Origin of the sequence: Aquibacillus rhizosphaerae, from assembly GCF_030282825.1 — a bacterium.
GTDB classification, from domain to species: Bacteria; Bacillota; Bacilli; order Bacillales; family Amphibacillaceae; genus Aquibacillus_C; species Aquibacillus_C rhizosphaerae.
Genome location: NZ_JASTZU010000036.1, coordinates 52,238 through 77,708, shown reverse-complemented (window position 1 = coordinate 77,708; position 25,471 = coordinate 52,238). Strand labels below are relative to the sequence as shown.

Genomic DNA, 25,471 nt, shown 5'->3' with positions numbered 1-25,471 from the left:
AAATTATATCTTTGAAAAAAGGTTTCCAATCATCAAAGAACGGTGATTGGAAACCTCTTCATTACTTATAGCTAATTAATTAAAATCCTCTAAAAGAAATGTTGAATAAATTATAATTCTTCTCCATTTGTATCGATTACGTTTTTATACCAGTAGAATGATTTCTTTCTGCTACGATCAAATGTTCCACTGCCATCATCTTGCTTATCTACATAAATAAAACCATAACGCTTAGACATTTCGCCTGAAGATGCACTTACTAAGTCAATACATCCCCAAGAAGTATAACCCATTAATTCCACGCCATCGTCAACCGCTTCGCCCATTGCTTTAATGTGTTCTCTTAAGAAATCAATACGATAATCATCGTTAATGCTTCCATCTTCTTCAACTTTATCATAAGCACCTAATCCGTTTTCAACGACAAATAAAGGTACTTGATAGCGATCATATAATTCATTTAAAGCAATACGAAGACCAACTGGGTCGATTTCCCATCCCCAGTCACTAGCTTCTAAGAATGGATTTTTCACGCCACCAATTAAATTACCTTGGCCGATCTCTTCCGGTGTTTTATTTTTTTTATCAGTACGAGACATATAGTAACTGAATGAAATGAAATCAACGGTACCTTCTTTAATTAACTCTAGGTCCCCATCTTCCATTTCGATGTTGATATCGTTCTCTCTGAAATAGCGGTCAATAAAGGCTGGATATTCTCCACGAACGTGTACATCTCCACAGAAGTTATTGAAAATGCGAGCCTCTTGTTCTGCATACAATACATTTTCAGGGTTACTGTCAAAAGAATAAACAGGTGCATAAATTAACATACAACCGATTTCTGAACCAGGAATAATTTCATGTCCTAGCTGTACAGCTTTTGCACTTGCAACAAATTGATGATGAAGTCCTTGGAAGCTGTCTTGAAGACGTGTTTCTTCACTTTCAGGTGAAAAACCAAGTCCAAATAAAGGCATGTGTGTTGCACCATTAATTTCATTAAATGTTAACCAATATTTCACTTTATCTTTGTAGCGATTGAAAAGTACGGTTACATAACGCTCAAAGAATTCAACCAATTTACGATTTCTCCATCCACCATATTCTTTAATCAGGTGTAGTGGTGTTTCGTAGTGTGCAATCGTTACTAATGGTTCGATATTGTATTTTGCCAGTTCATCAAACACGCTATCGTAAAATGCTAATCCTTCTTCATTTGGCTCTAGCTCATCTCCATTTGGGAAAATACGAGACCAAGCAATACTCAATCGAAATGTCTTGAAGCCCATTTCTGCAAATAACGCAATATCTTCCTTATAGCGGTGATAGAAATCGATACCCTCGTGATTAGGGTACGTATATTTTGATTTATCGATTTCAAAATCGAATCCAGTCGATGATAAAAGTTTTAATCTGTTCTCTTTTCCCCCAGGTAGTACATCGGCTAAGTTTAGTCCTTTTCCGCCTTCTTTGTATGCTCCTTCTAATTGGTTAGCAGCTGTTGCGCCACCCCATAGGAAGCCTTCTGGAAATTTAACTGTCATTTGTTCATCACCTCAAATAAATATTTATCAGCCTTATTATTCTCTAAACTGAGAGAATAAACCAGATTATTACTATAAAAACAGTGATTTTTACAATAAAAAAACCTAAATTGCTCAAGAAAATAAGAAGGAACTCCTTCCAAATTTCCGTTGCAACTTAGGTTTTGCCTGTTTATCAGTAACAATCCATAAGTTATATTTAACTTTAATTTTAATATAGCATTCTATTGAGTTAATGTAAAGGTTTTCGCACTGAATAGGATCATACCAAACGAATAATTATTTGCTTATTTTACGATTGTCAGCAAACGGTCACCAGCCTTAGTATTTTCCTCATCACTGCATACCACATCCAGGTATTCATGAGAGTTTGTAATAACAACCGGAGAAGTGATATCAAAACCTTCCTTCGTAATCGCCTCTATATCAAAGGTCCCAAGTAATTGTCCTTGTTCTACTTTGTCTCCGTGCTTTACCTTTATATTAAAATACTTACCTTCTAATTGAACTGTATCAATTCCAATATGAATAAGAACCTTAATACCAGAATCTGAAGTTAGGCCAATACCATGATTGCTTGGAAATACTGATGTAACGGAACCTGAAAATGGTGCATGCATATTCCCTTCAATTGGAATAATAGCCATACCTGGTCCAATCGCCTCTGAAGAAAAAACATCATCGTTTACATCTTCTAGCCTTAAAACAGGACCAGTTAACGGGCTATGGACGATGGAGGCATCCACCTGCTTATTTTGTTCTTGTGATTGGTCCTCCAATTCAGCGACCATTTCATTTTCTGTATTCTCTTCCAAACCAAACAAGTAAGTGGCAATCAATGCAAATAAAAAGGCAACGACAATGCCGATAATGAACAATACAAACCCATCACCAAAGAAAATAGGTAATGTAGTTAATCCTGGTAAACCCACAGATTTAGATGATGCACCTGATACCCCTACAATGGCGCCACCTATTGTTCCTGCGATACACCCTATGATAAATGGCTTTTTAAAACGCAAGGTAATCCCATAGATAGCTGGTTCTGTCACGCCGAATAATCCAGCGATAGCTGCAGGAGCTGCAATGGCCTTCACCTTTCTTTGTTTGGTTTTAAACCAAACACCTAAAGCTGCACCTGCTTGGGCAAAGATAGCAGGAGTAATCATCGCAGTGAAGGAGTCCTGTCCAAATTGACTTAAATTATTTAATGCAATCGGAACTAAACCCCAATGTATACCAAATATAACTAATATTTGCCAGGATGCTCCTAATAATGCTCCAGCAACCAAGGCACTCGTATCATAAGCATAAGAATATATAATAGCTAGCCACTCACTAGCTGCGTTTCCGATTGGTCCAAATATCAATAAAGTCAGTGGGACCATAATTGCTAGTAGACTAAGTGGCGTAAAAAATTTCTTTATTGTCTTTGGATAGACTTTATTTAACACAGTTTCTATTTTAGCCATAACGTAAATTGCAATAATAATAGGGATAACCGAAGTGGCATACCTCATTAACACAACTGGAATACCCAAGAAGGAAAGAGCGGATTCTTGATTATACGCATCCATTAAATCTGGATAGAAAAGTGCTCCTGCAATAGCAACTGCCACATGAGGATCAGCACCAAATTTCTTTGCAGCCGTGAAGGCAAGATGAACGGGCAAAAAGTAAAATAGACTATCTGCAGCAGCATGCCAAATAATATACGTTCCATCTGCCTCAGTTAACATGCCTAGTGATACAGCAACTATTAAGAGTCCTTTTAAAATACCTGCACCAGCCAACGTACCTAACAATGGCGTAAAAATACCTGAAATGACATCGATTGCTTTATTTAATAATGATTCATCTTCTTTTCTACTTTCCTTGTTTTTAGTTCCTTCAAGTTGAGTCATCTTTATTATTGCGTAATAAATATCATTGACTTCTGTTCCTATGACAATCTGGAATTGGCCCGCTATATACATCACTTTTATAACACCAGGTAATTTACTAATTATTATTTTATCTACCAAATCGATACTTTTTAGTTTGAATCTTAATCTAGTTGTACAGTGACCAATTGAAATGATATTTTCTTCTCCACCTACATACTTTACTATGTCTTTAGCCAACCGGGCATGGTCCATTTCCATCCCTCCTTTTTTCATTAATTTTATTTTGGGTAATAATTAATCAATTCACACTCCATATCAGCAAAGGCTAAAATTCAAAAAACTAAACTGACTTTGCCTAAGTATTACCAAGGACTTTATCCTTAAAATATACTTAACAACAAAAGCCAATTTAGTTTATGGAGACTCGTTTAATAAATCATTTATTATTCCACTCTTGACGGTTTGTTACTCGGTGAATATGCAAGGTTAAATAAATCTTTTCATCGTTTGAAATAGTCCATTTATACTTCTTTGCTATATACTTCGCAATTTTTTCGCTACACAGGTAAGCTTGCTCATACTTCTTTTTAACTTGTTCAAATAAAAATTCATCTGTATTACTTTCCTGTTCTTTTTCTTTACGTACAAAACGCATAGCAAAGAAACGCAGATGGGTTAGAAACCGCTCATAATTAATAGAGTTCTCATCAAGATTCATATCGAAATGATATTTGACTATATTTAAAATATTATTGACCATTTTAGTTACTTGGACTGCAGCATCCATATTTTCACCAGTTAGCTGACTGTTTAATAGGTGAAGGGCAATTAACCCCGCTTCATCCTCAGGAAACCGTACCCCTGTCTCCTCTTCGATAATATCAAGGGCTTTTAAGGCAACTCTAAATTCCTCTTTATAGTATTTTCTAATTTCCCAAACCAGTGGATTCTTAAGCTCGATTCCCTCTTTCTGTCTACTAACTGCAAAATGGAGGTGGTCGGTTAAAGCGACGTAAAGGTATTCGTCAATTTTATAGGATAACTGGGACTTTGCATAATCCAAGATACGATATGCAAGTTCTAAGTACTCTTCCGGGGTTTCTACAAGTAAATCAGCTAATTTATCTGACAACCCTTGATCCTCCAGCACAAACTTTTTCTCGACCTTATCTAAATCAATCGGCTGTCCTGCTTTCTTTTGAAAAGCCAAACCCTTCCCCATTACTACCATTTCCTGTTGTTGGTCATTTTCAGTTAAGACTACATTATTATTAAATACTTTTTTAATTTCCATTTAATCAGCCCTTGTTTAAAAATTTATACTTTTTAGAAACACTTGGCATTATCCGAGCACTCATATTATATAGTATTAGTTTATTAAAAATAAAAAAACCCAAATAAGTAGAAAGAATATCGAATATTCTTCTACAAATTTAGGTTTTGCCTGCCGAACAGTAACAATCCATTTTTTAAAAATATGTAAACGGTTACCTCTTTATACTTTTATAACATTCTAATAAATGAATGTCAATAACTTATTACCTTAACGCAAAGGCTATTATATCATACTACATTGTTGCTTTAAATTATACACCATATACACGTTATCACATATATAAAAAGCCCCCAATTTTGGAGGCTTTTCGTTCGTTACTTTTCTAAAATATTTAGGCCATTTGTTTGAATGACTTGCTTGTACCAATCAAAACTTTTCTTTTTCAATCTTTTTAGTGTCCCGTTTCCTTCGTTATCACGGTCAACATAAATATAACCATAGCGCTTTTTCATTTCACCAGTGCTTGCACTGACAATATCTATTGGCCCCCAGCTTGTATAGCCAATAATGTTAACACCATCTTTTATTGCCTCAGCCATCTCTATAAAGTGCTGCTTGAGGTAATCGATTCGATAATCATCTTCTATCGAACCATCTTCTTTTACAACGTCCACAGCACCTAAACCGTTTTCCACAATAAATAATGGCTTTTGATAGCGGTCATGTAATTGGTTCGCGGTAATACGAAGACCTTTTGGATCAATTGTCCAGCCCCACTCAGATGCTTTTAAGTATGGATTGCTAACAGAAGCAAATACATTTCCATCTGTTTGATTCTCTAGCACTTCCGGATCTGTACTTGTACAACGACTAGCATAGTAGCTAAAGCCAATATAATCAACGGTGTTATCTTTCAGGATTTGTTCATCACCAAGTTCCATTTTTATATTGAGGTTGTGGTCTTCAAAAAAGCGTTTTGCATAGCCAGGGTATTCTCCTCTGGATTGCACATCAATGAAGAAGAACGATTCTCTATCTTTATCCATGGCCGCCCACACATCCTCTGGGTTACAAGAGTATGGATATGTCATACCCGCTGCTAGCATACAACCTATTTTGGCATCTGGGATAATTTCATGACAGGCTTTAACGGCTAATGCACTTCCCACTAATTGGTGGTGTGCTGCTTGATAAAGGACTTGATTTTTATCTTCGCCCTCATTGAAAGTAATTCCTGCTCCTATGAATGGCAGGTGTAGGAGCATATTAATTTCATTAAACGTCATCCAATATTTCACTTTATTTTTATAACGTTCAAAAATAGTTCGCGTGTATTTTTCATATAATTCAACCATTGTTCTACTTTTCCAGCTACCATACTTCTCTACCAAATGGACAGGTACATCAAAATGGCAAGTAGTAACAACTGGTTCAATACCGTATTTTAATAGTTCATCAAAAACATCGTCATAAAACTGTAAGCCTTCTTCATTCGGTGTTTCTTCTTCACCTGTCGGAAAAATTCTAGACCATGCAATCGAAAGACGAAAGCTCTTAAAACCCATTTCTGCAAATAGTGCAATATCTTCCTTATAATTATGGTAGAAATCAATGGCTTGATGCGATGGATAATATACACCTTCTTTTGGCTTAAAGGTATCAATGTTTCCTAACATAATAGGAAATCGTTCTTTGCCAGTCGGTAACAAATCGACCGTTGTTAAGCCTTTCCCACCTTCTAGATAGGCTCCTTCTACTTGGTTAGCCGCAATGGCACCACCCCAGAGAAAATCTTCTGGGAAAACCGTTTTGTTGTATGACATGAAACCACCCTTTCTAAAATATCAAATAACAGAAAGGAAAGACTTGCTTTCCTTTCTGTGTAAACTAATTTCTATTTATCTAATGTGATTAAAACATCATTCGCTTTTATTTCTTTTTCTTTAGTAGATAATACCGATCCATAGTTATCATGGTTTGTTACGATAACCGGAGTTGATAAAATATATCCTGCTTCTTTAATTTTTTCTGCATCAAATTCTACAAGTAATTGACCTACATCGATACGATCACCTTGGGAAACGTGAGCAGTAAAGTATTTTCCTTCTAAGTTCACAGTGTCCATACCAATATGGATTAATAGTTCTGCACCGTGGTCAGTTTTAATACCAATCGCATGTTTCGTTGGGAATAATGCAGATATTGTACCAGATGCCGGAGCAACGACCTTACCTTCAGTTGGTTCAATTGCGACACCTTTTCCTAACATACCAGATGCAAATGTTTCATCTTTAATGTCTGCCAATGCTTTCACTTCTCCTGTAAGTGGAGATAAAATTTCTTCTGTTTGCACTTCTACATTTTTAACTTCTACATTATCTTCAGCATTTTGAGGTGCAACGGCTGGAGTAGCAGCTTCCTCTTCTCTTTTTAAACCAAATAGGTAAGTTAAAACGAAACCTAAAACGAATGATACTGCAAGTGCGATAAGCATTCCGTAGAATCCAGCGTCCATACCCTCAGGACCGATGAAAGATGGAATACCGAATATACCTAAACCACCAATAATGTACATCTTTGTTCCAGCCAAACCTAAGATGGCACCACCGACTGCAGATGCAATACAGCTAATGATAAATGGCTTTTTCTTAGGAAGTGTAACACCATAAATAGCTGGTTCTGTTACACCAAAAATACCAGATATAAAGGCCGGGATACTAAGAGTTTTAAGTTTTTGCTCTCTTGTTTTCAACCAAACACCTAAGACTGCACCTGTTTGTGCGAATGATGCAGCAAACATCATTGCTAGAATTGGGTCAAACCCTTGTGTACCTATATTATTGATTGCAAGTGGTACAAGTCCCCAATGTAAACCGAAGATAACGAACACTTGCCATAGGGCACCGACAAAGATACCTGCGATTACTGGACTTAAGTTAAATGCTGCATTTGTTGCCAAACCTGCAAGACCACCAGCCCATGTTGCTATAGGTCCAATGATAATAAATGTTAATGGCACAACTACTAATAATGTTGCAAAAGGAACTAAAAATGTTTTTACTACATCTGGAATTGCCCTTTTAAAGAACCCTTCAACTTTAGCTGCAAAGAATGCGGCAAGAATAATAGGAATTACAGAAGATGAATATGTCATTAAAATAACTGGAATTCCCAAGAACTCAATATAAACTGGTGATTCAAACATCGTACCTGCAAACAATGTATATAAAGCTTCTCCTGCAGATAAGCCAACAATGTTCGGATAAACTAATGCTGCACCAATCGCCATCCCGATAAACGGTGACCCACCAAACTTTTTAATTGCTGTGTACCCTAAGAATACTGGGAAGTAGTAAAATAATGCGTCCCCTACTGCATTTAGAATCTGATATGTTCCTGATGCCTCTGTTAACCAACCTAATGATAAGAATAATGCGTTAAAACCTTTAATCATACCTGTAGCAGCAAGAACACCTAATACAGGAGTAAATATACTGGCAATGATATCAATAAACCTATTAAATAGATTTTGGTCTGATGATTCCTCTTCCGCTTCATCGCTAGAAGCATTTTGGAATCCACCAACCTCCACTACGTCTTTATAAACATCTGCTACATGGTTACCAATAACTACTTGGTATTGGCCACCACTTTTCATTACCGTGACAACACCATCCATGTTTTTCAACACTTCTGTATTTGCTTTACTTTCATCTTTTAATTTAAAACGTAAGCGCGTAATACAATGAACAACACTGTTAACGTTTTCTTTTCCCCCGACATTTTTAATAATGTCTTTGGCCAATTGTTCGTATTTCATCATGTATGCCCTCTTTCTTTGTGATTTTATGTTTAGGAATTTGTTTTAGGAAATAAAAAAACCTGAATGGATAGAAGTCACACATAGTGTGCTCCTATCCATTCAGGTTATGCCCATAATTGGTAACATTCCTAAATGTTATATTAAATTTAATCAGAGTATAGCATGTTAATAAAACGTTTTCAAGTACCTTTTAAAAACTTTTTCATGATGCTTTTTTCATTTGATTTTTGTTTCCGCCAGTTGCATCGTCAGACTTTTCTTTCGTCATACCAAATAGATAAGTTAAGACAAATCCTAATACAAATGCTACAGCGACAGCAATTAACATGCCGAAGAATCCTGCATCCATTCCTTCTGGACTAATCATAGATGGAAGACCGAAAATTCCTAAACCACCAATCATATATGTTTTCGTTCCTACAAGCCCTAGGATTGCGCCACCAATACCTGCCGCGATACAGCTCATAATAAATGGTTTCTTTTTCGGTAATGTAATACCGTAAATTGCTGGCTCTGTTACACCAAAGATACCTGAGATGAATGCTGGGATACTAAGCGATTTGATTTTTTGATCTTTTGTTCGCAACCATACTCCCAAGACAGCTCCTGTTTGTGCAAATGATGCAGCGAATACCATTGATAAAATCGGGTCAAATCCTTGTGTTGTTAAATTGTTTATTGCAAGCGGTATAAGACCCCAATGTAAACCAAAGATAACAAATACTTGCCAGAAAGCACCTAAGATAATACCAGCAACTACTGGACTTAAATTAAACGCAAGATTTGTTCCCATACCTACTAAGTTTCCCGCCCAAGTTGCGATTGGACCAATGAGGATATAGGTTAATGGGACAATTACTAACAAAGTTGCAAACGGTACCAAAAATGTTTTTACAACATCTGGAATCACACGCTTAAAGAAATTCTCAACTTTTGCTGCAAAAAATGCCGCTATGATAATCGGAATAACTGATGATGAGTACGTCATCAAAATAACTGGAATTCCTAGAAACTCTATATAGACTGGTGATTCAAACATCGTGCCTGCAAACAATGTATATAAAGCTTCTCCTGAAGATAAGGCAACAATGTTAGGATAGACTAATGCGGCACCAATTGCCATACCAATAAACGGTGTACCACCAAATTTCTTAATTGCTGTGTAACCCAGGAAGATTGGGAAGAAATAGAATAAAGAATCCCCTACTGCATTTAAAATTTGGTATGTTCCTGAATCTGCAGTTAACCAACCTAATGATAAGAATAATGCGTTAAACCCTTTAATCATTCCTGTAGCAGCCAACACACCTAATACAGGAGTAAAAATACTTGCAATGATATCTATAAATCTGTTGAATAGATTTTGATCTGATTTCTCCTCTACTGCTTCCGCATCCAAAGAACCAAACCCACCAATTTCTACAACTGCTTTAAATACATCTGATACATGGTTTCCAATAACTACTTGATATTGTCCACCACTTTTCATTACTGTTACAACTCCATCCATGTTCTTTAACACTTCTGTTTGTGCTTTGCTTTCATCTTTTAGCTTAAAGCGCAATCGAGTAATACAATGAACAACACTGATAACGTTCTCTTTTCCGCCGACATTTTTAATGATGTCTTTAGCTAATTGTCCATATTTCATGGATAATCCCTACTTTCCTATTTAGTTTTTAAAAACAAAAAACCTGAACTGATATGAATGCGCAAAAATAGCGCGTTCATATCAGCTCAGGTTATGCCCAGATTGGTAACATTCCTTTCTGATAGCTTGATTATATCACCTAGTGAAACCGCTTGCAATATGTTTTCAAAAAATAATTATTGGAAAATAAATCCGGAGATATAATTTTATTTCCCCCATACATACACCACCTTCTATCTTGATAGCAAAGTCGTTTTTCACACACCTCCTCTTATGTAAAAACAGTGCTCCACGTTATGTAACGTTGGAACACTGTCTGCAAGTCTCATTTAACATGCTACATTTTGCTTTGTATCAAACCATATTTTCTAAAGCTATTATAGATACCATCCTCATTGTGTGTATCTGTAATATCATTAGCTACCTCTTTCACCGCTTCTTTTGCATTCCCCATCGCTATTCCATGTTGAACATATTCAATCATCTCAATATCATTCAAACCATCACCATATCCAAAGGTATTCTTTTTATCTAGCTTTAAATACTTAAGTAGCTTTTCAATGGCTGTTGCTTTATGGATACCAGGTACAGAAAGTTCTCCACTGTTTTTTCCAAATATAGGTACTGTACTTGGAATGATTGTAAATTTAGATGAGAATTCATCACTTATCTGTTCAATAGAAAGATCGGATCCTAAGAATGATATTTTGTTAATGTCCTCTCGGATTAAATCTTCCCCTTCAATTAAAGCATCATGAAAAGGTTGGATTCCTTTCTCTACTTCCTCTTTAGCTTCGGGATTTCCAAGTATTAATCGTTCTATAATTGATTGAACATGACTTTTGCAGCTTTTACTAGCAAACAACCCTCCGTTAGATTCTAGATAAAAATCAATACCATGTCGATCGAAAAACTTCACAAGATGTTGTACATCCTCTGTCTTTACTCGTTCATGCAAAATTACTTCTCCACCTACTTCGATGTAACCTCCAGCAGCACCTATAATTCCGTCAAACCCAATTTCTAATATCTCTGGAAAAAGTTCTGCTTTAGATCGACCAGTGCAAATAAAAGTAAGATGGCCATTTTCCCTAGCTTTCTGTATCGCAAGCTTTGCTGATTCTGGAATCACTCCATTATCATTGACCAAGGTTCCATCAATATCTAAAAAAATAACCTTTTTCATATATACACCATCCATATTAATTACAATTTCTTTTCCAATCTCTCAAAATTATAGTTCTTCCCCATTCGTTGCAATCACGTTTTTATACCAGTTAAACGATTTTTTCTTCTTTCTTGCTAGCGTTCCGTTACCATAATCATCTTGGTCTACATAGATAAATCCATATCGCTTGGACATTTCAGAGGTACCAGCAGAAATAAGGTCTATACAGCCCCAGCTAGTGTAACCGATTAGATCCACACCCTCTTTAATTGCCTCACCCATTTGTTCGATATGTGCTTTAAGATAATCAATCCGATAATCATCATTGATCATACCGTCTTCTTCCATTTTATCGTAGGCACCTAAACCATTTTCCACGATAAATAAAGGTACTTGATAACGATCATACATTTTCTTCAATGTGATACGAAGTCCCTTAGGATCAATTTGCCATCCCCAATCAGATGCTTTCAAGTAAGGATTTTTCACACCTGTGAAGAAGTTTCCTAATTCTTTTTCCTTATCATTGGCAGTAGCAACCATTGACATATAGTAACTGAACGATAGAAAGTCTACTGTATGATTTAATAGTATTTCTTCATCACCAGGCAGCATATTCAGTTTAATATTTTTTTCTTCAAAATAACTAAGCATAAAGCTAGGATAGTAACCGCGTACTTGTACATCCGTAAAGAATAGATTCTTCTGATCTTCGTCTAAGGCTACTAAGACATCATCTGGGTTACACGTTTCTGGATAAACTTCCATACGCGCTAACATACAGCCAATCTTCGCGTTAGGAATAATCTCATGACATGCTTTTACAGCTCTAGCACTTGCAATAAATTGATGATGAAGTGCTTGATATACCGCTTGCTCTTTGTTCTCTACTTCGTCGATTAAAATTCCACTTCCAATGTATGGCGAGAATACAGATATATTAATCTCGTTAAATGTTAACCAATATTTCACTTTGTCTTTATAACGGGTAAACACTGTTTCCGCATAGTTAACAAACAAATCAACTAAGCTACGATCTGCCCAGCCATTGTATTTTTGAACTAGGTTCAGTGGAATTTCATAATGAGACAAGGTTACTAATGGTTCTATTCCATATTTCAACAGCTCGTCAAAAACTTTGTCATAGAATGCTAAACCTTCTTCATTTGGCTGACTTTCATCACCGTTAGGGAAAATACGTGGCCAAGAAATCGACATACGAAATGTCTTAAAGCCCATTTCTGCAAAAAGCGCAATGTCTTCCTGATAGCGATGATAAAAATCAATCCCACGACGTTTTGGAAAATTATCTCCCTCTTTACCTGCCAACAACGCTTCTAGTTCTTCTTTACTTTTAACGTCCATCTCAATATCATTACCACGCTCTTCTTTCGGCACAAACTGAACCATATCAAATATGGATAATCCTTTACCACCTTCGTTATAAGCACCTTCTACCTGATTAGCAGCTGTTGCGCCACCCCATAAGAAATCTTCTGGAAAACGTTTTTGTGACATACATATTACCTCCTGGTTTATGTTTTGTTTCGTATCTATTGTTTATAATACACATATAAATTTAAAAAAACTGGTCTCATTGAGACCAGTTTTCAAGATATGTACTGCTTTTGATACCGACGAACCAGCACATCAAACAAACGTAATAACGTATAGGAACTAATAGCACTATGTTCAATTTTCCCACACTGTAAAACTTCATCAAATACTTCTACCTGTTGGATGTTATCTGAAAAAGTAATAAGTAATTTCTTACCTTTTGCCGATTTGATTTTATCAATGATGGAAAATTCCTTTGTTAAGATATTTCCTTGAATAGAAATGGTGATTATCATATCTTCCTCTGTTAATACAGACAAAGCATCGACTTGTTTAAAAAGATTCGTGCTGCATTCGCAAAGTTTCCCTAGAAGGAATAATTGCTTTTGCAATTCCATCGCTTGCACTTGATTTTTTTCAAAGCCTAAAATCACGATTTTTCTCGAGTTATGAATCTTTTCAACAATCCTGTGCATCTGATCCACCTTGATATTATCAATCATCTTCACATTCTCTTTTAACTTCAGTTCAAAACTTTCTGTATGCAAAAACTTTTCATAATCTTTATTTGAAGATGCACCAGCCTGAATAGCAGCACTATTTCTTAGATGCGAAAAATTTTTGAATCCAATTCTTTTACAAAAACGATTGATTGTTGAAGGTGCTACATTACACACTTCCGCAGCCGCTTCGAGTGAAAACCCCTCTATTTTATCATTATGCGTCAGTAAACTAGTTGCTATAGAATAGTTAATATCCTTATCAAGGGAGTTATTTATGTACGCTAAGAGAGTATAAATTAGTTGTTCCAATTGCCCCACCTCAGACACTTGCTTATTATTTTACTTACGTGTAACAATTGTTATTCTAATTACAGAACTTCCAATCGCACTTCTAACGTCTATTAATCCTCAAATTAACTTTTTCGATTTCTTGTTAATACGTATTTGTTTTATTGCAACAGAAAGTTCTATTATCCTGTTTACCATCACTTATGATACGGTTCCCCCCGGTTAATCCGAAACGCGCGATAGATCTGTTCCACTAAAATCAATCGCATTAACTGATGTGGAAAAGTCATCTTAGAAAATGATAAAGCATAGTCACTTCGCTTCTGTACTTCTTGACTAAGTCCGAGTGAACCTCCTATTACAAGAGTAATTTTACTTTTTCCATGTGTCGCTAAATTGTCTAATTTCTTGGCAAAATCCTCTGAAGTAAGCATGTCGCCGTTTATTTCCAGGGAAATAACGAAAGAATCCGCTCCGATTTTCGCTAGAATCTTTTCCCCTTCTTTTCGCTTCACCTCAACCATTTCCGCTTCACTCATATTCTCCGGAGCTTTTTCATCAGGAACCTCTATCATATCTAGCGTTGCATAAGCACCCAGCCTTTTACTATATTCTTGAATACCTAGTTTTAAATACTTTTCTTTTAATTTCCCTACAGCAATAATTGTAATTTTCATTATTAAATCCTTTCTCACTTAACATTTATGTTTAGTTTATCAAATCAAGGCATTAAATACCTAATTATAGCGGAAGAAGTGTTTGATACTTCTTCAAGTCGGGAAGCGTACTTATAACAAGGATATAAATAACTTATGAAAGGGAGCGATAGGAATGAATCAAACATTATTTGTACAGACAGGAACCGGTATTGATACGCACGGACAAGATATTACGAAGGCTTCTGTTAGAGCAGTAGAAAATGCTATTCTTTCCAATTCAATGCCTGGCATAGAAAAGGCATTGCCTAATAATTCAGTTGATAATATGGAAGTATTCGTTAGAGTCGCTGTACCGTTAGATCGTGAAAAGGTAGATGTAGAAGAAATTAAAAATGTGATTCCTTATGGCTCAGTTACTGTAGATGTAACTGATGGTGGTATGGCTACCTCAAGTGGAGTTATTTTAGAGGATGAAAATGACGATAACGATTTAATGTATATCGTCAATGCTGCTGTAGAAGTTGGATCTAATTAATTCGTTTTAATTAACCATGATAATTGATTTCTAAACGGTTATAACCTACTCTTAAATTAAGAACTATAAGAATGTAAAAGAGAAGGAGTCATTTATATGAAAAAGGTAATTTTCATTGAAACTGGAATGGGAATTGATGTTCATGGTCAAAACATTACTAAGGCTGCAGTACGTGCAGTAGAGAATGCCATACACTTTAATTCAATGCCTGGCATTAAGGATTATTTACCTAATCAATCGTTAGACGAGATGCATGTTAACGTTAAACTTGCAGTTCCTGTTGATAAGGAACAATTGGACCATAATTTGATTAAGAAAGAAATTCCTTATGGAACAGTTACAGTAGAAGTCGTTGACGGCGGTATGGCTACAACAAGCGGAATTGTACTAGAAGATAAACAAGATAAAAATGATTTAATGTATATTGTTATAGCTTCTGTTGAAGTAGGCTATTAACGGAAAAGCAATTGAGGAAGGCCTCCCCCTTCCTCATTTTATTTTTGTAAAAAAAGGATTTTAAGGTACAGTTGATATTTTTTATGAAAGTTGTAATAGGTTGTCCTTGCTCATGCATACATATATATTAAACAACCAATGAGGAGGCAACTTTATGAAAAATTTAACTACCTTGAAACTAATTCGGTATGTCGTCGGGTATGTTTTTATTGCATCAGCAATTTTGAAATTGCTGGTACCTGGATTTGCTAATGGCTTTGCAAATTATGGATTGCCTTATCCAGAAACAACTGTACTTATTGTTGCCATTACAGAACTTATTTGTGGTGGTTTAATTATCTTAAACTATTACGTAAAAAAAGCAACTATCCCCCTACTAGTCATCATGGTTATCGCTCTTCTATTAACGAAAATTCCTGTTTTACATGATGGATTTTTTCAATTCGCCTTTGAAGCAAGATTAGATATTGTCATACTCGTATTATTGGCTATCATCTGGAGATCGTATAAATAATTGTATAAAAAACCCTTCTATGAAAGGGATTTCATTTATTCTTGTAGAAATACTATTGTAGTATAGTTTTGATACAACATAGGAGGAGCTTTATGGAATACATTCCAGCTGTAAACAGGTACGAAACAATGACCTACAATCGGTGTGGCAACTCTGGTATAAAACTGCCTGCCATTTCACTTGGTTTATGGAATAATTTTGGTGGCGAAGACGTAGTTAAAAATCAACGAAAGTTGCTTCAGAAAGCCTTTGATTTAGGGATTACTCATTTTGATTTAGCAAATAATTATGGTCCTCCACCTGGTTCAGCAGAAGAGAACTTTGGACAGATCATGAAAAAAGATTTTATGAGGTATCGTGATGAGTTAATCATATCCACGAAGGCAGGATTTAAGATGTGGGAAGGGCCTTATGGTGATTGGGGTTCTAAGAAGTACCTTATATCAAGTCTAGATCAAAGTTTGAAGCGTATGCAATTAGATTACGTTGATATTTTCTATCATCACCGACCGGATCCTAATACACCTCTTGAAGAAACCATGGCTGCACTCGATCAAGTAGTGCGGCAAGGAAAAGTATTATATGTTGGTATTTCTAACTATAATGCTGAGGATACACAAAAGGCTATTAATATTTTAAAAGAACAAGGTACCCCTTTTATTATCCATCAAGCTGCATACTCGATGTTTAATCGTTGGATTGAGAATGGACTTACGGATGTATTGAAAAACGAGGGTGCTGGTTGTATTGCATTTGTTCCATTAGCTCAAGGATTACTTACCAATAAATATTTGAATGGTATCCCTAAGGATTCTAGAGCGGCTAAAGATTATATTCCATTTTTAAATGAAAAAGATATTTCTGAAGAAGTGATTCACAAAGTAACACAGTTAAATGACATAGCACAGCAACGTGGACAGTCCTTGGCGCAGATGGCTCTTGTTTGGGTATTACAAGAAAAGTCCGTAGTTTCCGCACTTATTGGAGCTAGTAAGGTCAGCCAAATTGAAGAAAATGTGGAAGCATTAAATAACTTGTATTTCAGTATGGATGAGATAAACAAAATAAATAGTATTTTAGATTAAGAAAGCTCAGGCCATGGCCTGAGCTTTCTTAATTATGGGTGTGATACGATAAATTCTGCGTCTCCAGTTAGCTTAAACTCTTTTATCGATGCTGGTAATATAAAATGTTCTCCTTTTTTAATAGGAAAACTTTTATCGTGAATAGTGATATGTGCACTTCCACTTACAACACTAATTTGCAAGAAATCACTGTTTAACTGCTGTGTTACTTCGCCTTTTAATTGCCAATGAAAAACAGTGAAATAAGTTTCTTGTACTAACTTTTTTGAAAGGAGGCCTTGTTTCACTTCTTCTGTTTGTGCAATATCCATTGTTTCATGTGGAACATTGGATACATCAATAGCAGAATCTAAATGCAACTCTCTTCCATTTCCCTCTACATCCTTGCGATCATAATCATAAACGCGGTACGTTATATCTGAACTTTGCTGCGTTTCTAAAATGACAATACCTTTTCCAATCGCATGGATGGTGCCACTCGGTACATACACAAAGTCTCCTGTTTTAACTTTAACACGACGAAGAAGACTGTCCCAATCACCATTACTCACCATTTGTTTGAACTCTTCTTTTGAATTAGCATGATGACCAAAAATGATTTCAGCATCCTTTTCTGCACTTAGCACATACCAACATTCCGTCTTACCGTATGGTTGACTTTCCACTTCTCTGGCATATGTATCATCTGGATGTACTTGTACTGATAAATCATCAGCAGCATCTAGAATTTTCACTAAAAGTGGGAATGCTTCTCCGGTATTTGACGTTCTATTAAATAATTCTCCATGGTCATTCCAGGCGTCCGCTAATGTCTTATTTTTTAATGCTCCGTTAGTGATTATACTTGGACCATTAGGATGTGCAGATATCACCCAGGCTTCTCCAGTACGTTCATAAGGAATATTGTATCCAAATTGTTGTTTTAACTTTTGTCCACCCCAGATTCTTTCTTTAAAAACTGGTTCTAAAAAGATAGGTTCATTATACATTATTATTTTCCCCTCATTATTTCATCTATTTTTTAAAAACATAGTGAAGCCGCTCCGACAACACCAGCATTTTGGTTCAATTCAGCAGGGACTATTTTCGTTTCGCGACCAGCTGGACTTAATGCAAACTTGCTAACATAGTCTGTTAGAGCGTCAAATAATGGTGTACCTACTTTAGATACCCCACCTCCAATCACTATTTTTTCAGGATCAAACGAATTAATTATGGAAACACATGCTACACCAAGTGTTCGAAAAACAGTTTCAATGAAGGGGGTTATTTTTGGATGACCTTCCTTGTACAAATCAAACACTTGCTTTGTTGATAAAACTACCCCAGCAATCTCAGAACCCTTCTTAGCAATTGCAGTTCCAGAAGCAATAAATTCTAGACAACCATATTGTCCACAAGAACATTTGCCAAAAGATGGGTCAATGACTGTATGTCCAATTTCTCCAGCATTTCCATAGGATCCAGAGAGTATTTGATTATCTACAATAAACCCAGCTCCTATTCCAGTACTTATCGTTACATAAGCAAAATTACTATTTTCTTTCCCTGCCCCAAAACGCTTTTCAGCCAAAGCGGCCGCATTTGCGTCATTTTCTAATAGGACAGGTATTAAAAAATGGTTTTTTATTTGCTCCACAATTGGGATATTGACCCAATTCCTTAAATTAGGAGGACACGTAATTACTCCTAGTTTACTATCTAAAGGTCCCGGTGCTCCGATTCCAATTCCTTTTAAATCAACTATACTTAAAGGTGAATTGTGTAAAATCACTTCAACTTTTGCAATAATCCTTTTGATCATTTCAAACGGTTTTATAGATAAGTCCGTTGGTATTATCGACTTTTCGATGACTTCTCCTTCAGCAGAAACAAGTGCTATCGCAACTTTAGTACCTCCAATATCTACGCCAATGGAATACTCCATGCACTCCCCTCTTTTCATTTGTAATTTATTGTCTTTCCTTCTTTTTTAAAGCCTACTATTTCCTAACCTATAAATCAATAATAAGCTTATTTCTACATTAAAAAAGCAAAAGAAAACGTCCTAAATCAAAGGTTATCCACAACGTTATCCACAATTCCATTAAAACCACTGATATCAACAGGTTAGTCCGGTTTATGAACAGGTTCTCCACACTAGTTATCCACATATTAACATCAACATCCGCTATTTTGTGGAGGAATAAACGTTCCCTACTATATCTGGTTTTTTATCCTCAGGTTCATCCACAGCCTGTGCATAAATTCGACAGTTATCAACAAAAAAAGCTGACACCCTTTTTGGATGCCAACTTTAAGTAATTTAATATTCTTGAGCAGCTAACTCTACTGTTGTTTCAAACTTTTCGCTATCACGATAATAGGTTATTGTCATTTCGTCTCCAACTTCTTTTTCTTGATATAAGTGTTTTCTAAGTCCAATAATATTATTAATCTCGACACCGTCCAGATGAGTAATCACATCGTATTCTCTTAAGTCTGCTTGATCTGCTGGAGACATTGGTTCGATACTACGTAAATAAATGCCACCATCAACATCATCTGGTAAATTTAAGCTTCTTTCCCACTCTACTTGTGCAATATCTTCTAATGAGTATGCCTCAACACCTAAGTATGCACGCGTAACGGTTCCTACACTCTCCAATTGTTCGATGATTGGGACAGCATCATCTACTGGTATTGCAAAACCAATACCTTCTACAGATGATTGAGCAATTTTCATCGAATTTATTCCGATCAGCTGACCGTTAATATTGATGAGAGCACCACCACTATTACCCGGATTTATTGCAGCGTCCGTCTGAATTACTTCTGCTTGCCAATCAGCTCGACCATCACCATCAAAATCTTGAGGTATAGCACGCTGTTTACCACTAATAATTCCCTGGGTAACCGATCCTGATAAGTTCAGACCAAGTGGGCTACCGATAGCAATTGCGGGTTCTCCTACCTTAACATTCTCAGAATTCCCCAACTCAACTACTTTATCCACATGTGAACTATCCATCTCAAGGACAGCTAAGTCTGTGAATAAGTCACTTCCTTTTAATTCTGCACTTACTCTAGACTGATCAGATAAGACTACTTCTATTTCATCTGCACCACTAATAACATGATGATTTGTCACAACAAAGGCACTGTCATTTTCTACTTTATAAATTACACCAGATCCTGTACCAGCCTCCCCAGACCCTTGTTGTTGCCAAAAATTAGTCTGAGATTGAATATTCACAACTCCAACTACTGCGGGAGCTACATCCCCTACAATTTCAGTAATTTGTGTTGAAACATTCACATTAATATTCTGTGTTTCACCACTTGTACTATTATCTTCACCTTCATCTAATCCTTGCCTGATTTCATTACTCTCTTCCACAGGCTCAACAATGTCATATGGAAGAAGATTTGACTCTATTAAAGCAGGAAGAGCAATAGTAACCAAAAACACACCGACTACCATACCGATTATTGTCGGATATAACCAACTAGACCGATTTCGTTTAGGTTTATAATGGTTATCATAATACCCCATCTTATCAGTCCTTTCTCTTTCTTTTTTTTACGAATCTATACCTAGTTTACCTTTATACAATATAGTTTAAACTACTTCATATAAAGGTGTAGGCGTCTGGGGATCTGTATCAAGAATATCCAACCCTTTACCTACCTTAAATCCATATTCATTTAAATGATTTTCCACTGACATTCTTGCTAATTCTTTCATGTTGTTATCTTTGCTTAAATGCGCCAAATAAATACGCTTTGTATTATTGCCAATGATGTCAGTTAATGCTAGTGCACAATCTTCATTAGAAACATGTCCTGAGTCTCCAAGAATACGCCGCTTTACACTCCAAGGATAACGGCCCATTCGCAACATAGAGACATCATGATTAGATTCAAAGATAAGAGCATCTGCATTTTCAACTGTTTTTTTAATTCGTTCAGAAACGTAACCTAGGTCTGTTACAAGTGCCACTTTTTTTCCTTCATGATGAAAAGTATAGAACATTGGCTCTGCTGCATCATGTGAAACGCCAAAAGATTCAACATCAATATCTCCAAACGTTTTTATTTCTTCCATATCAAAAACAAACTTTTGATCTAAGCTAATTTTGCCTATTGAATTTTCCATTGCTTTCCACGTTTTTTCATTGGCATATATAGGTAGATTAAATCGTCTCGCAAGAATTCCTAATCCTTTTATATGATCACTATGTTCATGTGTTACTAATATTTTTGTTATTTCTTCAGGATTAATATTAGCTTCAGAAAATAACCGTTCTATTTCTTTACCACTTAAACCCGCATCAACTAGTATTTTTTCCTTTTCCGTTCCAATATAAAATGCATTCCCCGTACTCCCAGAGGCTAGTACACTAAAACCTAATGTCATTATTTCTCCACTCCATTATTACCTATAGTTGTTGTTAATTGAGCAATCATCTCATCAATTAACTCCGCTTTATCAATCTCTTCTTCGCTTACACTTAATAATTCGATATTGTCGGTTGTTGTAAGCTTGACCACTTCAAGAAATTCCGTTATCGTCTCTTCAAGAAAACTATTCCATTCTCTTGGATAATAGTGCCCTTCGATTCCATTTACAAAATAGTTTTGTTCTTCTTCATTTCCATTTTCTACTTTAATTCGCCATGTAGGATTTAACACTTGTTCCCCGTCCGATGAAGTGACTAGATTATGATAACCTAATTCATTGTCCAATACGGTATCTCCTGATTTGATTATACCTTGATTGTGATAGAGCGTGGACACGGCATCAATTGCTTTTCCTAGTACCTTCTCCTCACTCTTATTTTTCTCAACCATTTCTGTTTGTATATAGGAAACCATTTCATCGTCATCATTTAATTGGATTAATACTACACCATTTTTATTAAAGTAAATCGGTAAGCCCATATTTTGGAATAGTATCACGATATTGGTATCCTCATCCTTCTCCCAAAAAGTATAATTGCCACTATTCAGCAATTTTCCTTGTAAACTTTCAACCGGGGCACCCTTATCTACATCAGCAAGATTAATTTCAACAGGAGTTATTAATTTAGAAAAAATAATATTTTCGTTTATGATTATTTTTTCTTGATTAGGAATCGCATCTAATGTGCTTAAATCCTCTTCTGAAAAGTTATTTCTAGAAGCTGTAATAAGCGGTGCTCTTCTTACCTCATCAAGTAAGTCATCCAAACCATTCACATTTAATCGCAGATATTCCTCGTTTGTTGAGTCCCGAGGGAGTAAACCTAATTCTGATTCACGGCTATCCATAAACTGCATGATTAAGAATACATCAAGGATTAAGAAGCATATAATAAATAGAGTTTTAATTTGACCCCATTGCATTATGAACGCCTCCTACTTTTTGATCTAGTGGTATGAATTCTGACCATCCACTATAGTCTTTTATAAACCACGTAGGTGTCAGCTTAAAATACTGGTCAAATTCCCCTTCTTCAAGTTTGTAACCTAAAGCAACATCTAATATTGTTTTTGACTTATACTCAGGACTATTTTCCAATGTGCTTATTATACTGTCTACATCTTCTAACGTTTTCTTATTTACTTGATATGCATCATCTAATTGAATTAACGGTCGACTATATTTATAAATATTTTGGTTATTCCACGTTACAGATATTACAGATAATTCATTACTTTTATAGACCGGAAAACCCGAATATACACGGCGGAATTGTACTGTTTTTGAACTCTGATTTAACTCAGATAAAACGAATTCGTACTTGCCTTCACTAGTCCAACCATTATGATCGTTAATAAATTTTAGTGTTTGATCAAGCAATTCTGTACCTTCCAAATTTTCTTCCGTGATATCTGAATTAACCATATCTGTAAATTCCATATACTTTTCATCATAATAAATCATTTCTCTATCACCATCTGTAAAACGTTCAACTTTAGGGATTTCTTCTGCACTAATTACATTGGACGGATTCGTAAATAAAACTGTTTTTAATGGTTCTATAGGAATAATTCGATATCGAAATGCTAATTCTTTCATATCTACTTTATTTGGTAGATATACCACTTGATCATTATTAACTTCATATGGGATATAATCAATAGGACTTTCTTCACCAGAATTGTAAGTGTTTAACACTTCATTGATTTCGTCTTCTGGGTTTTGAATGTTTGCACTTATCGTAATATCACTTTGGGCGCTTTTAAAAATCACTTGCCTTTCTGATATATCCTTATTTAAGGAGACATAAATACGATCAAAAGAACTATTTGGCAAACTTGTAGTTTCATCAACAGTAAATACATCTGCTATAATATCTGCGGGAAGTTCTGTTGGAAATATCAATTCTACATAAGGGCTATCATATTTTTGTAAACCCTCACCACTATAGTCCGTATTAAAATCATATAAAGACCAACTTTGCATTTGTTCATATAATTGCTTTTCTTTTGATTTATCCGCATAGCCAGTATGCTCATTTCCTTCTAGATGGTAAATAACATTAAAAGGTTGGACAATATTTTTTTTAGTTTCTTGTTCCCCATTTGTAAATATGGCCTCCATTGCTTCTTCATTATCATCATTTGGTTCTATATTTGGTTGATAATTCCAAATGGCTAATGTTAACAAGAAGCTAAGCCCAATTAAACAAGCTAAAATAACTGTTTTTACAGTTTCTGATTTCATTATCGATTCCCCCGCTTTCTATTAATAAGCGGTAACGTAAAGAGAACGGTCGTCCCTTTTCCTTCTTGACTTTCTGCCCATATTTGTCCATGATGAGATTCTATTATTTCTTTAGCTATTGCTAAACCAAGTCCTGTTCCCCCTAATTCTCTTGACCTTGCTTTGTCCGCACGATAAAAACGTTCAAAAATTTTGTCCAATTTTTCCGTTGCTATCCCAACTCCTTGGTCAGTGATACTCACTTTCACTTTTTGCCTAACCCTTATAATACGTACTTTTATTTTGCCGCCTTTAGGTGAATACTTGATTGCATTTGAAATGATATTATCCACAACTTGTATTATTTTGTCTTTATCCAACCATATAAATAAGCTGTCTTTCGGCAATTGTCTCTCTATAATTATATTTTCATTTTTATTCATTTCAAATCGGTCAATAATATGGTGAAAGAACGATACAATATTTACTCGTTCTTTGTATACGGATTGTTCTTTGTGATCCATCTTAGATAACTGGAGCAAGTCACTCACTAAACGAATCATGCGTTCTGTTTCGTTTTGTGTCACTTCTAAAAAGCGTGGGGCAATTTCTTTATCTTCCCATGCTCCATCTGTTAAAGCTTCTAAGTAACTTCTCATTGTTGTTAGAGGTGTCCGTAACTCGTGTGATACATTAGACACAAACTCTCTTCGCTCTCGCTCGACTTTTTCTTGTTCGGTAACATCACTAATAACCGTAATTAAGCCATTTAATTCATCATTTTCATCCATCACGACGGAGAAATTGGCTTTTATCAAGAAAAATTCATCATCATCACTAAAGTCAATGGTGATTGAACCAGTTTCTTGGAAATCTAACAAATCAACCACTTGCTCTTCTAATTGTAAGACATCGATTAATTGTTTTCCTTTAATTTCTTTAAATGTCTTACCCATTAAATTAGATGCCGGTCCATTCATTAACGTAACAGCTCCTGTTTCATCTGTCGCGATTACGCCATCAGACATATTAGATAGGACAGAGCTTAACTTTCTCCGTTCTTCTTCTGTTGTATGATTTGCTTGTCTTAATTTATCATTCATATCATTAAATGATGTCGCGAGTTGACCTATCTCGTCACCACCATAGACATTTACTTTTTGAGAGAAGTCCCCAGTCGACATAATCATTGCCTGTTTTCGCATTTCACTTATTGGCTTAGTTATCGCCCTTGCCACTAAAATACCTACAAAAGCAGAGATGATAACCGCCAGGATTGTACCGTTTAAGAAAATACGATTAATGTTTTCAAGTTGGTTATAAACATCTTCCATCGAAGCCTCGGTATAAATAGCGCCCACTAGATCTTTATCTTGCTTTTCAAGCGGAACAATCTTAACAAACATTCTGTGACCTGTACTCGTATCTGTTACTATCGTTTCTCTTCCTTGTCCATAACGAGCTGCCATCGTAATCCCGTTCTCCCCAGGTACCCGTTTGCCAATCAAGTTTTGTTGATTAATTGCGCCAATTACACGGTTCTGTGTATCAATCACTTGTAAAACAGTAAATACTTCACCATTACGATATGAATCTAGAATTGTTTTTATCGATTCCTCTAATGAAGGTTCATCTTCATCTTCTGAACGTTCTTTGTTAAACTCAGCTATCAGGTTATACTTAAGGACTTCTGTACGTTCATCAATATTAACTCTGAACTTTTCCATTAGGCTTTCTTCTAAATTCTGGGCAAAGTATGAACCCATTACTTGAATTGCTAACAATAAAAGTAAAATAAAAACAATGATTATTTTAAATTGTATCGACTGGAAAAAGCTAACTTTCTTCATATA

The 25,471-nt window shown here is 35.6% G+C and carries 20 protein-coding genes and 1 pseudogene; 4 read left to right on the top strand and 17 right to left on the bottom strand.

Going from position 1 to position 25,471, the window contains the following annotated elements:
• Positions 1 to 110: 110 nt before the first annotated feature.
• The 10 genes and pseudogenes from QQS35_RS10985 to rlmH all read right to left on the bottom strand — a co-directional run bounded on the left by QQS35_RS10985 (position 111) and on the right by rlmH (position 14,376).
• Positions 111 to 1,547, bottom strand: a complete 1,437-nt coding sequence (locus tag QQS35_RS10985; RefSeq protein WP_285932142.1) for a glycoside hydrolase family 1 protein — start codon at positions 1,545 to 1,547, stop codon at positions 111 to 113.
• A 287-nt stretch (positions 1,548 to 1,834) separates the two neighbouring features.
• Complete coding sequence (locus QQS35_RS10980) at positions 1,835 to 3,685, bottom strand: beta-glucoside-specific PTS transporter subunit IIABC (RefSeq protein WP_285932140.1); 1,851 nt, start codon at positions 3,683 to 3,685, stop codon at positions 1,835 to 1,837.
• 184 nt (positions 3,686 to 3,869) lie between these two features.
• Positions 3,870 to 4,727: a BglG family transcription antiterminator LicT gene (licT, locus tag QQS35_RS10975; protein ID WP_285932139.1), complete on the bottom strand. Its 858-nt coding sequence runs from the start codon at positions 4,725 to 4,727 to the stop codon at positions 3,870 to 3,872.
• Positions 4,728 to 5,083: 356 nt separating this feature from the next.
• Entirely contained in the window at positions 5,084 to 6,532 is a 1,449-nt protein-coding gene (locus QQS35_RS10970) for a 6-phospho-beta-glucosidase (RefSeq protein WP_285932138.1), read from the bottom strand.
• Between the two features lie 71 nt (positions 6,533 to 6,603).
• On the bottom strand, positions 6,604 to 8,529 hold the full coding sequence (locus tag QQS35_RS10965) for a beta-glucoside-specific PTS transporter subunit IIABC (RefSeq protein WP_285932259.1): 1,926 nt from the start codon (positions 8,527 to 8,529) through the stop codon (positions 6,604 to 6,606).
• Positions 8,530 to 8,749: 220 nt separating this feature from the next.
• Positions 8,750 to 10,183 (bottom strand): annotated as a pseudogene (locus QQS35_RS10960) (PTS transporter subunit EIIC); the annotation flags it as partial.
• Positions 10,184 to 10,520: 337 nt separating this feature from the next.
• Complete coding sequence (locus QQS35_RS10955) at positions 10,521 to 11,369, bottom strand: Cof-type HAD-IIB family hydrolase (RefSeq protein ID WP_285932137.1); 849 nt, start codon at positions 11,367 to 11,369, stop codon at positions 10,521 to 10,523.
• Between the two features lie 48 nt (positions 11,370 to 11,417).
• Entirely contained in the window at positions 11,418 to 12,869 is a 1,452-nt protein-coding gene (locus QQS35_RS10950; protein WP_407933958.1) for a glycoside hydrolase family 1 protein, read from the bottom strand.
• 92 nt (positions 12,870 to 12,961) lie between these two features.
• Positions 12,962 to 13,720: a MurR/RpiR family transcriptional regulator gene (locus QQS35_RS10945; RefSeq protein WP_285932135.1), complete on the bottom strand. Its 759-nt coding sequence runs from the start codon at positions 13,718 to 13,720 to the stop codon at positions 12,962 to 12,964.
• Positions 13,721 to 13,896: 176 nt separating this feature from the next.
• A complete protein-coding gene (gene rlmH, locus QQS35_RS10940) occupies positions 13,897 to 14,376 on the bottom strand; it encodes a 23S rRNA (pseudouridine(1915)-N(3))-methyltransferase RlmH (protein ID WP_285932133.1) in 480 nt (159 codons plus the stop codon).
• A gap of 154 nt (positions 14,377 to 14,530) precedes the next feature.
• On the opposite strand from rlmH, the gene QQS35_RS10935 reads away from it, so the two are divergent.
• The 4 genes from QQS35_RS10935 (at position 14,531) to mgrA (ending at position 16,948) form a co-directional block, all read left to right on the top strand.
• The gene (locus QQS35_RS10935) at positions 14,531 to 14,893 is read left to right on the top strand and encodes a Lin0512 family protein (RefSeq protein WP_285932131.1); all 363 of its coding nucleotides are present in this window, start codon (positions 14,531 to 14,533) and stop codon (positions 14,891 to 14,893) included.
• A 96-nt stretch (positions 14,894 to 14,989) separates the two neighbouring features.
• Entirely contained in the window at positions 14,990 to 15,349 is a 360-nt protein-coding gene (locus QQS35_RS10930; protein ID WP_285932129.1) for a Lin0512 family protein, read from the top strand.
• Between the two features lie 154 nt (positions 15,350 to 15,503).
• A complete protein-coding gene (locus tag QQS35_RS10925) occupies positions 15,504 to 15,863 on the top strand; it encodes a DoxX family protein (RefSeq protein WP_285932127.1) in 360 nt (119 codons plus the stop codon).
• A 92-nt stretch (positions 15,864 to 15,955) separates the two neighbouring features.
• Positions 15,956 to 16,948: an L-glyceraldehyde 3-phosphate reductase gene (gene mgrA / locus QQS35_RS10920; protein WP_285932126.1), complete on the top strand. Its 993-nt coding sequence runs from the start codon at positions 15,956 to 15,958 to the stop codon at positions 16,946 to 16,948.
• Between the two features lie 32 nt (positions 16,949 to 16,980).
• On the opposite strand, the gene manA is transcribed toward mgrA, so the two are convergent.
• From manA to walK, 7 genes are all read right to left on the bottom strand, one after another.
• A complete protein-coding gene (manA, locus tag QQS35_RS10915; RefSeq protein ID WP_285932124.1) occupies positions 16,981 to 17,937 on the bottom strand; it encodes a mannose-6-phosphate isomerase, class I in 957 nt (318 codons plus the stop codon).
• A 32-nt stretch (positions 17,938 to 17,969) separates the two neighbouring features.
• Positions 17,970 to 18,875 carry an ROK family protein gene (locus QQS35_RS10910; RefSeq protein ID WP_285932122.1) on the bottom strand — a complete coding sequence of 302 codons (906 nt, stop codon included), beginning with the start codon at positions 18,873 to 18,875 and terminating at the stop codon, positions 17,970 to 17,972.
• A 378-nt stretch (positions 18,876 to 19,253) separates the two neighbouring features.
• On the bottom strand, positions 19,254 to 20,483 hold the full coding sequence (locus QQS35_RS10905) for a S1C family serine protease (protein WP_285932120.1): 1,230 nt from the start codon (positions 20,481 to 20,483) through the stop codon (positions 19,254 to 19,256).
• 66 nt (positions 20,484 to 20,549) lie between these two features.
• Positions 20,550 to 21,347, bottom strand: a complete 798-nt coding sequence (locus tag QQS35_RS10900) for an MBL fold metallo-hydrolase (RefSeq protein WP_285932119.1) — start codon at positions 21,345 to 21,347, stop codon at positions 20,550 to 20,552.
• Positions 21,347 to 22,315, bottom strand: a complete 969-nt coding sequence (locus tag QQS35_RS10895) for a two-component system regulatory protein YycI (RefSeq protein ID WP_285932118.1) — start codon at positions 22,313 to 22,315, stop codon at positions 21,347 to 21,349. The genes QQS35_RS10900 and QQS35_RS10895 overlap by 1 nt, the downstream gene beginning before the upstream one ends.
• A complete protein-coding gene (locus tag QQS35_RS10890) occupies positions 22,296 to 23,639 on the bottom strand; it encodes a YycH family regulatory protein (protein ID WP_285932117.1) in 1,344 nt (447 codons plus the stop codon). Before QQS35_RS10890 ends, QQS35_RS10895 begins: the two co-directional genes overlap by 20 nt.
• Positions 23,639 to 25,468: a cell wall metabolism sensor histidine kinase WalK gene (gene walK, locus QQS35_RS10885; protein WP_285932116.1), complete on the bottom strand. Its 1,830-nt coding sequence runs from the start codon at positions 25,466 to 25,468 to the stop codon at positions 23,639 to 23,641. Before walK ends, QQS35_RS10890 begins: the two co-directional genes overlap by 1 nt.
• Positions 25,469 to 25,471: the final 3 nt, after the last annotated feature.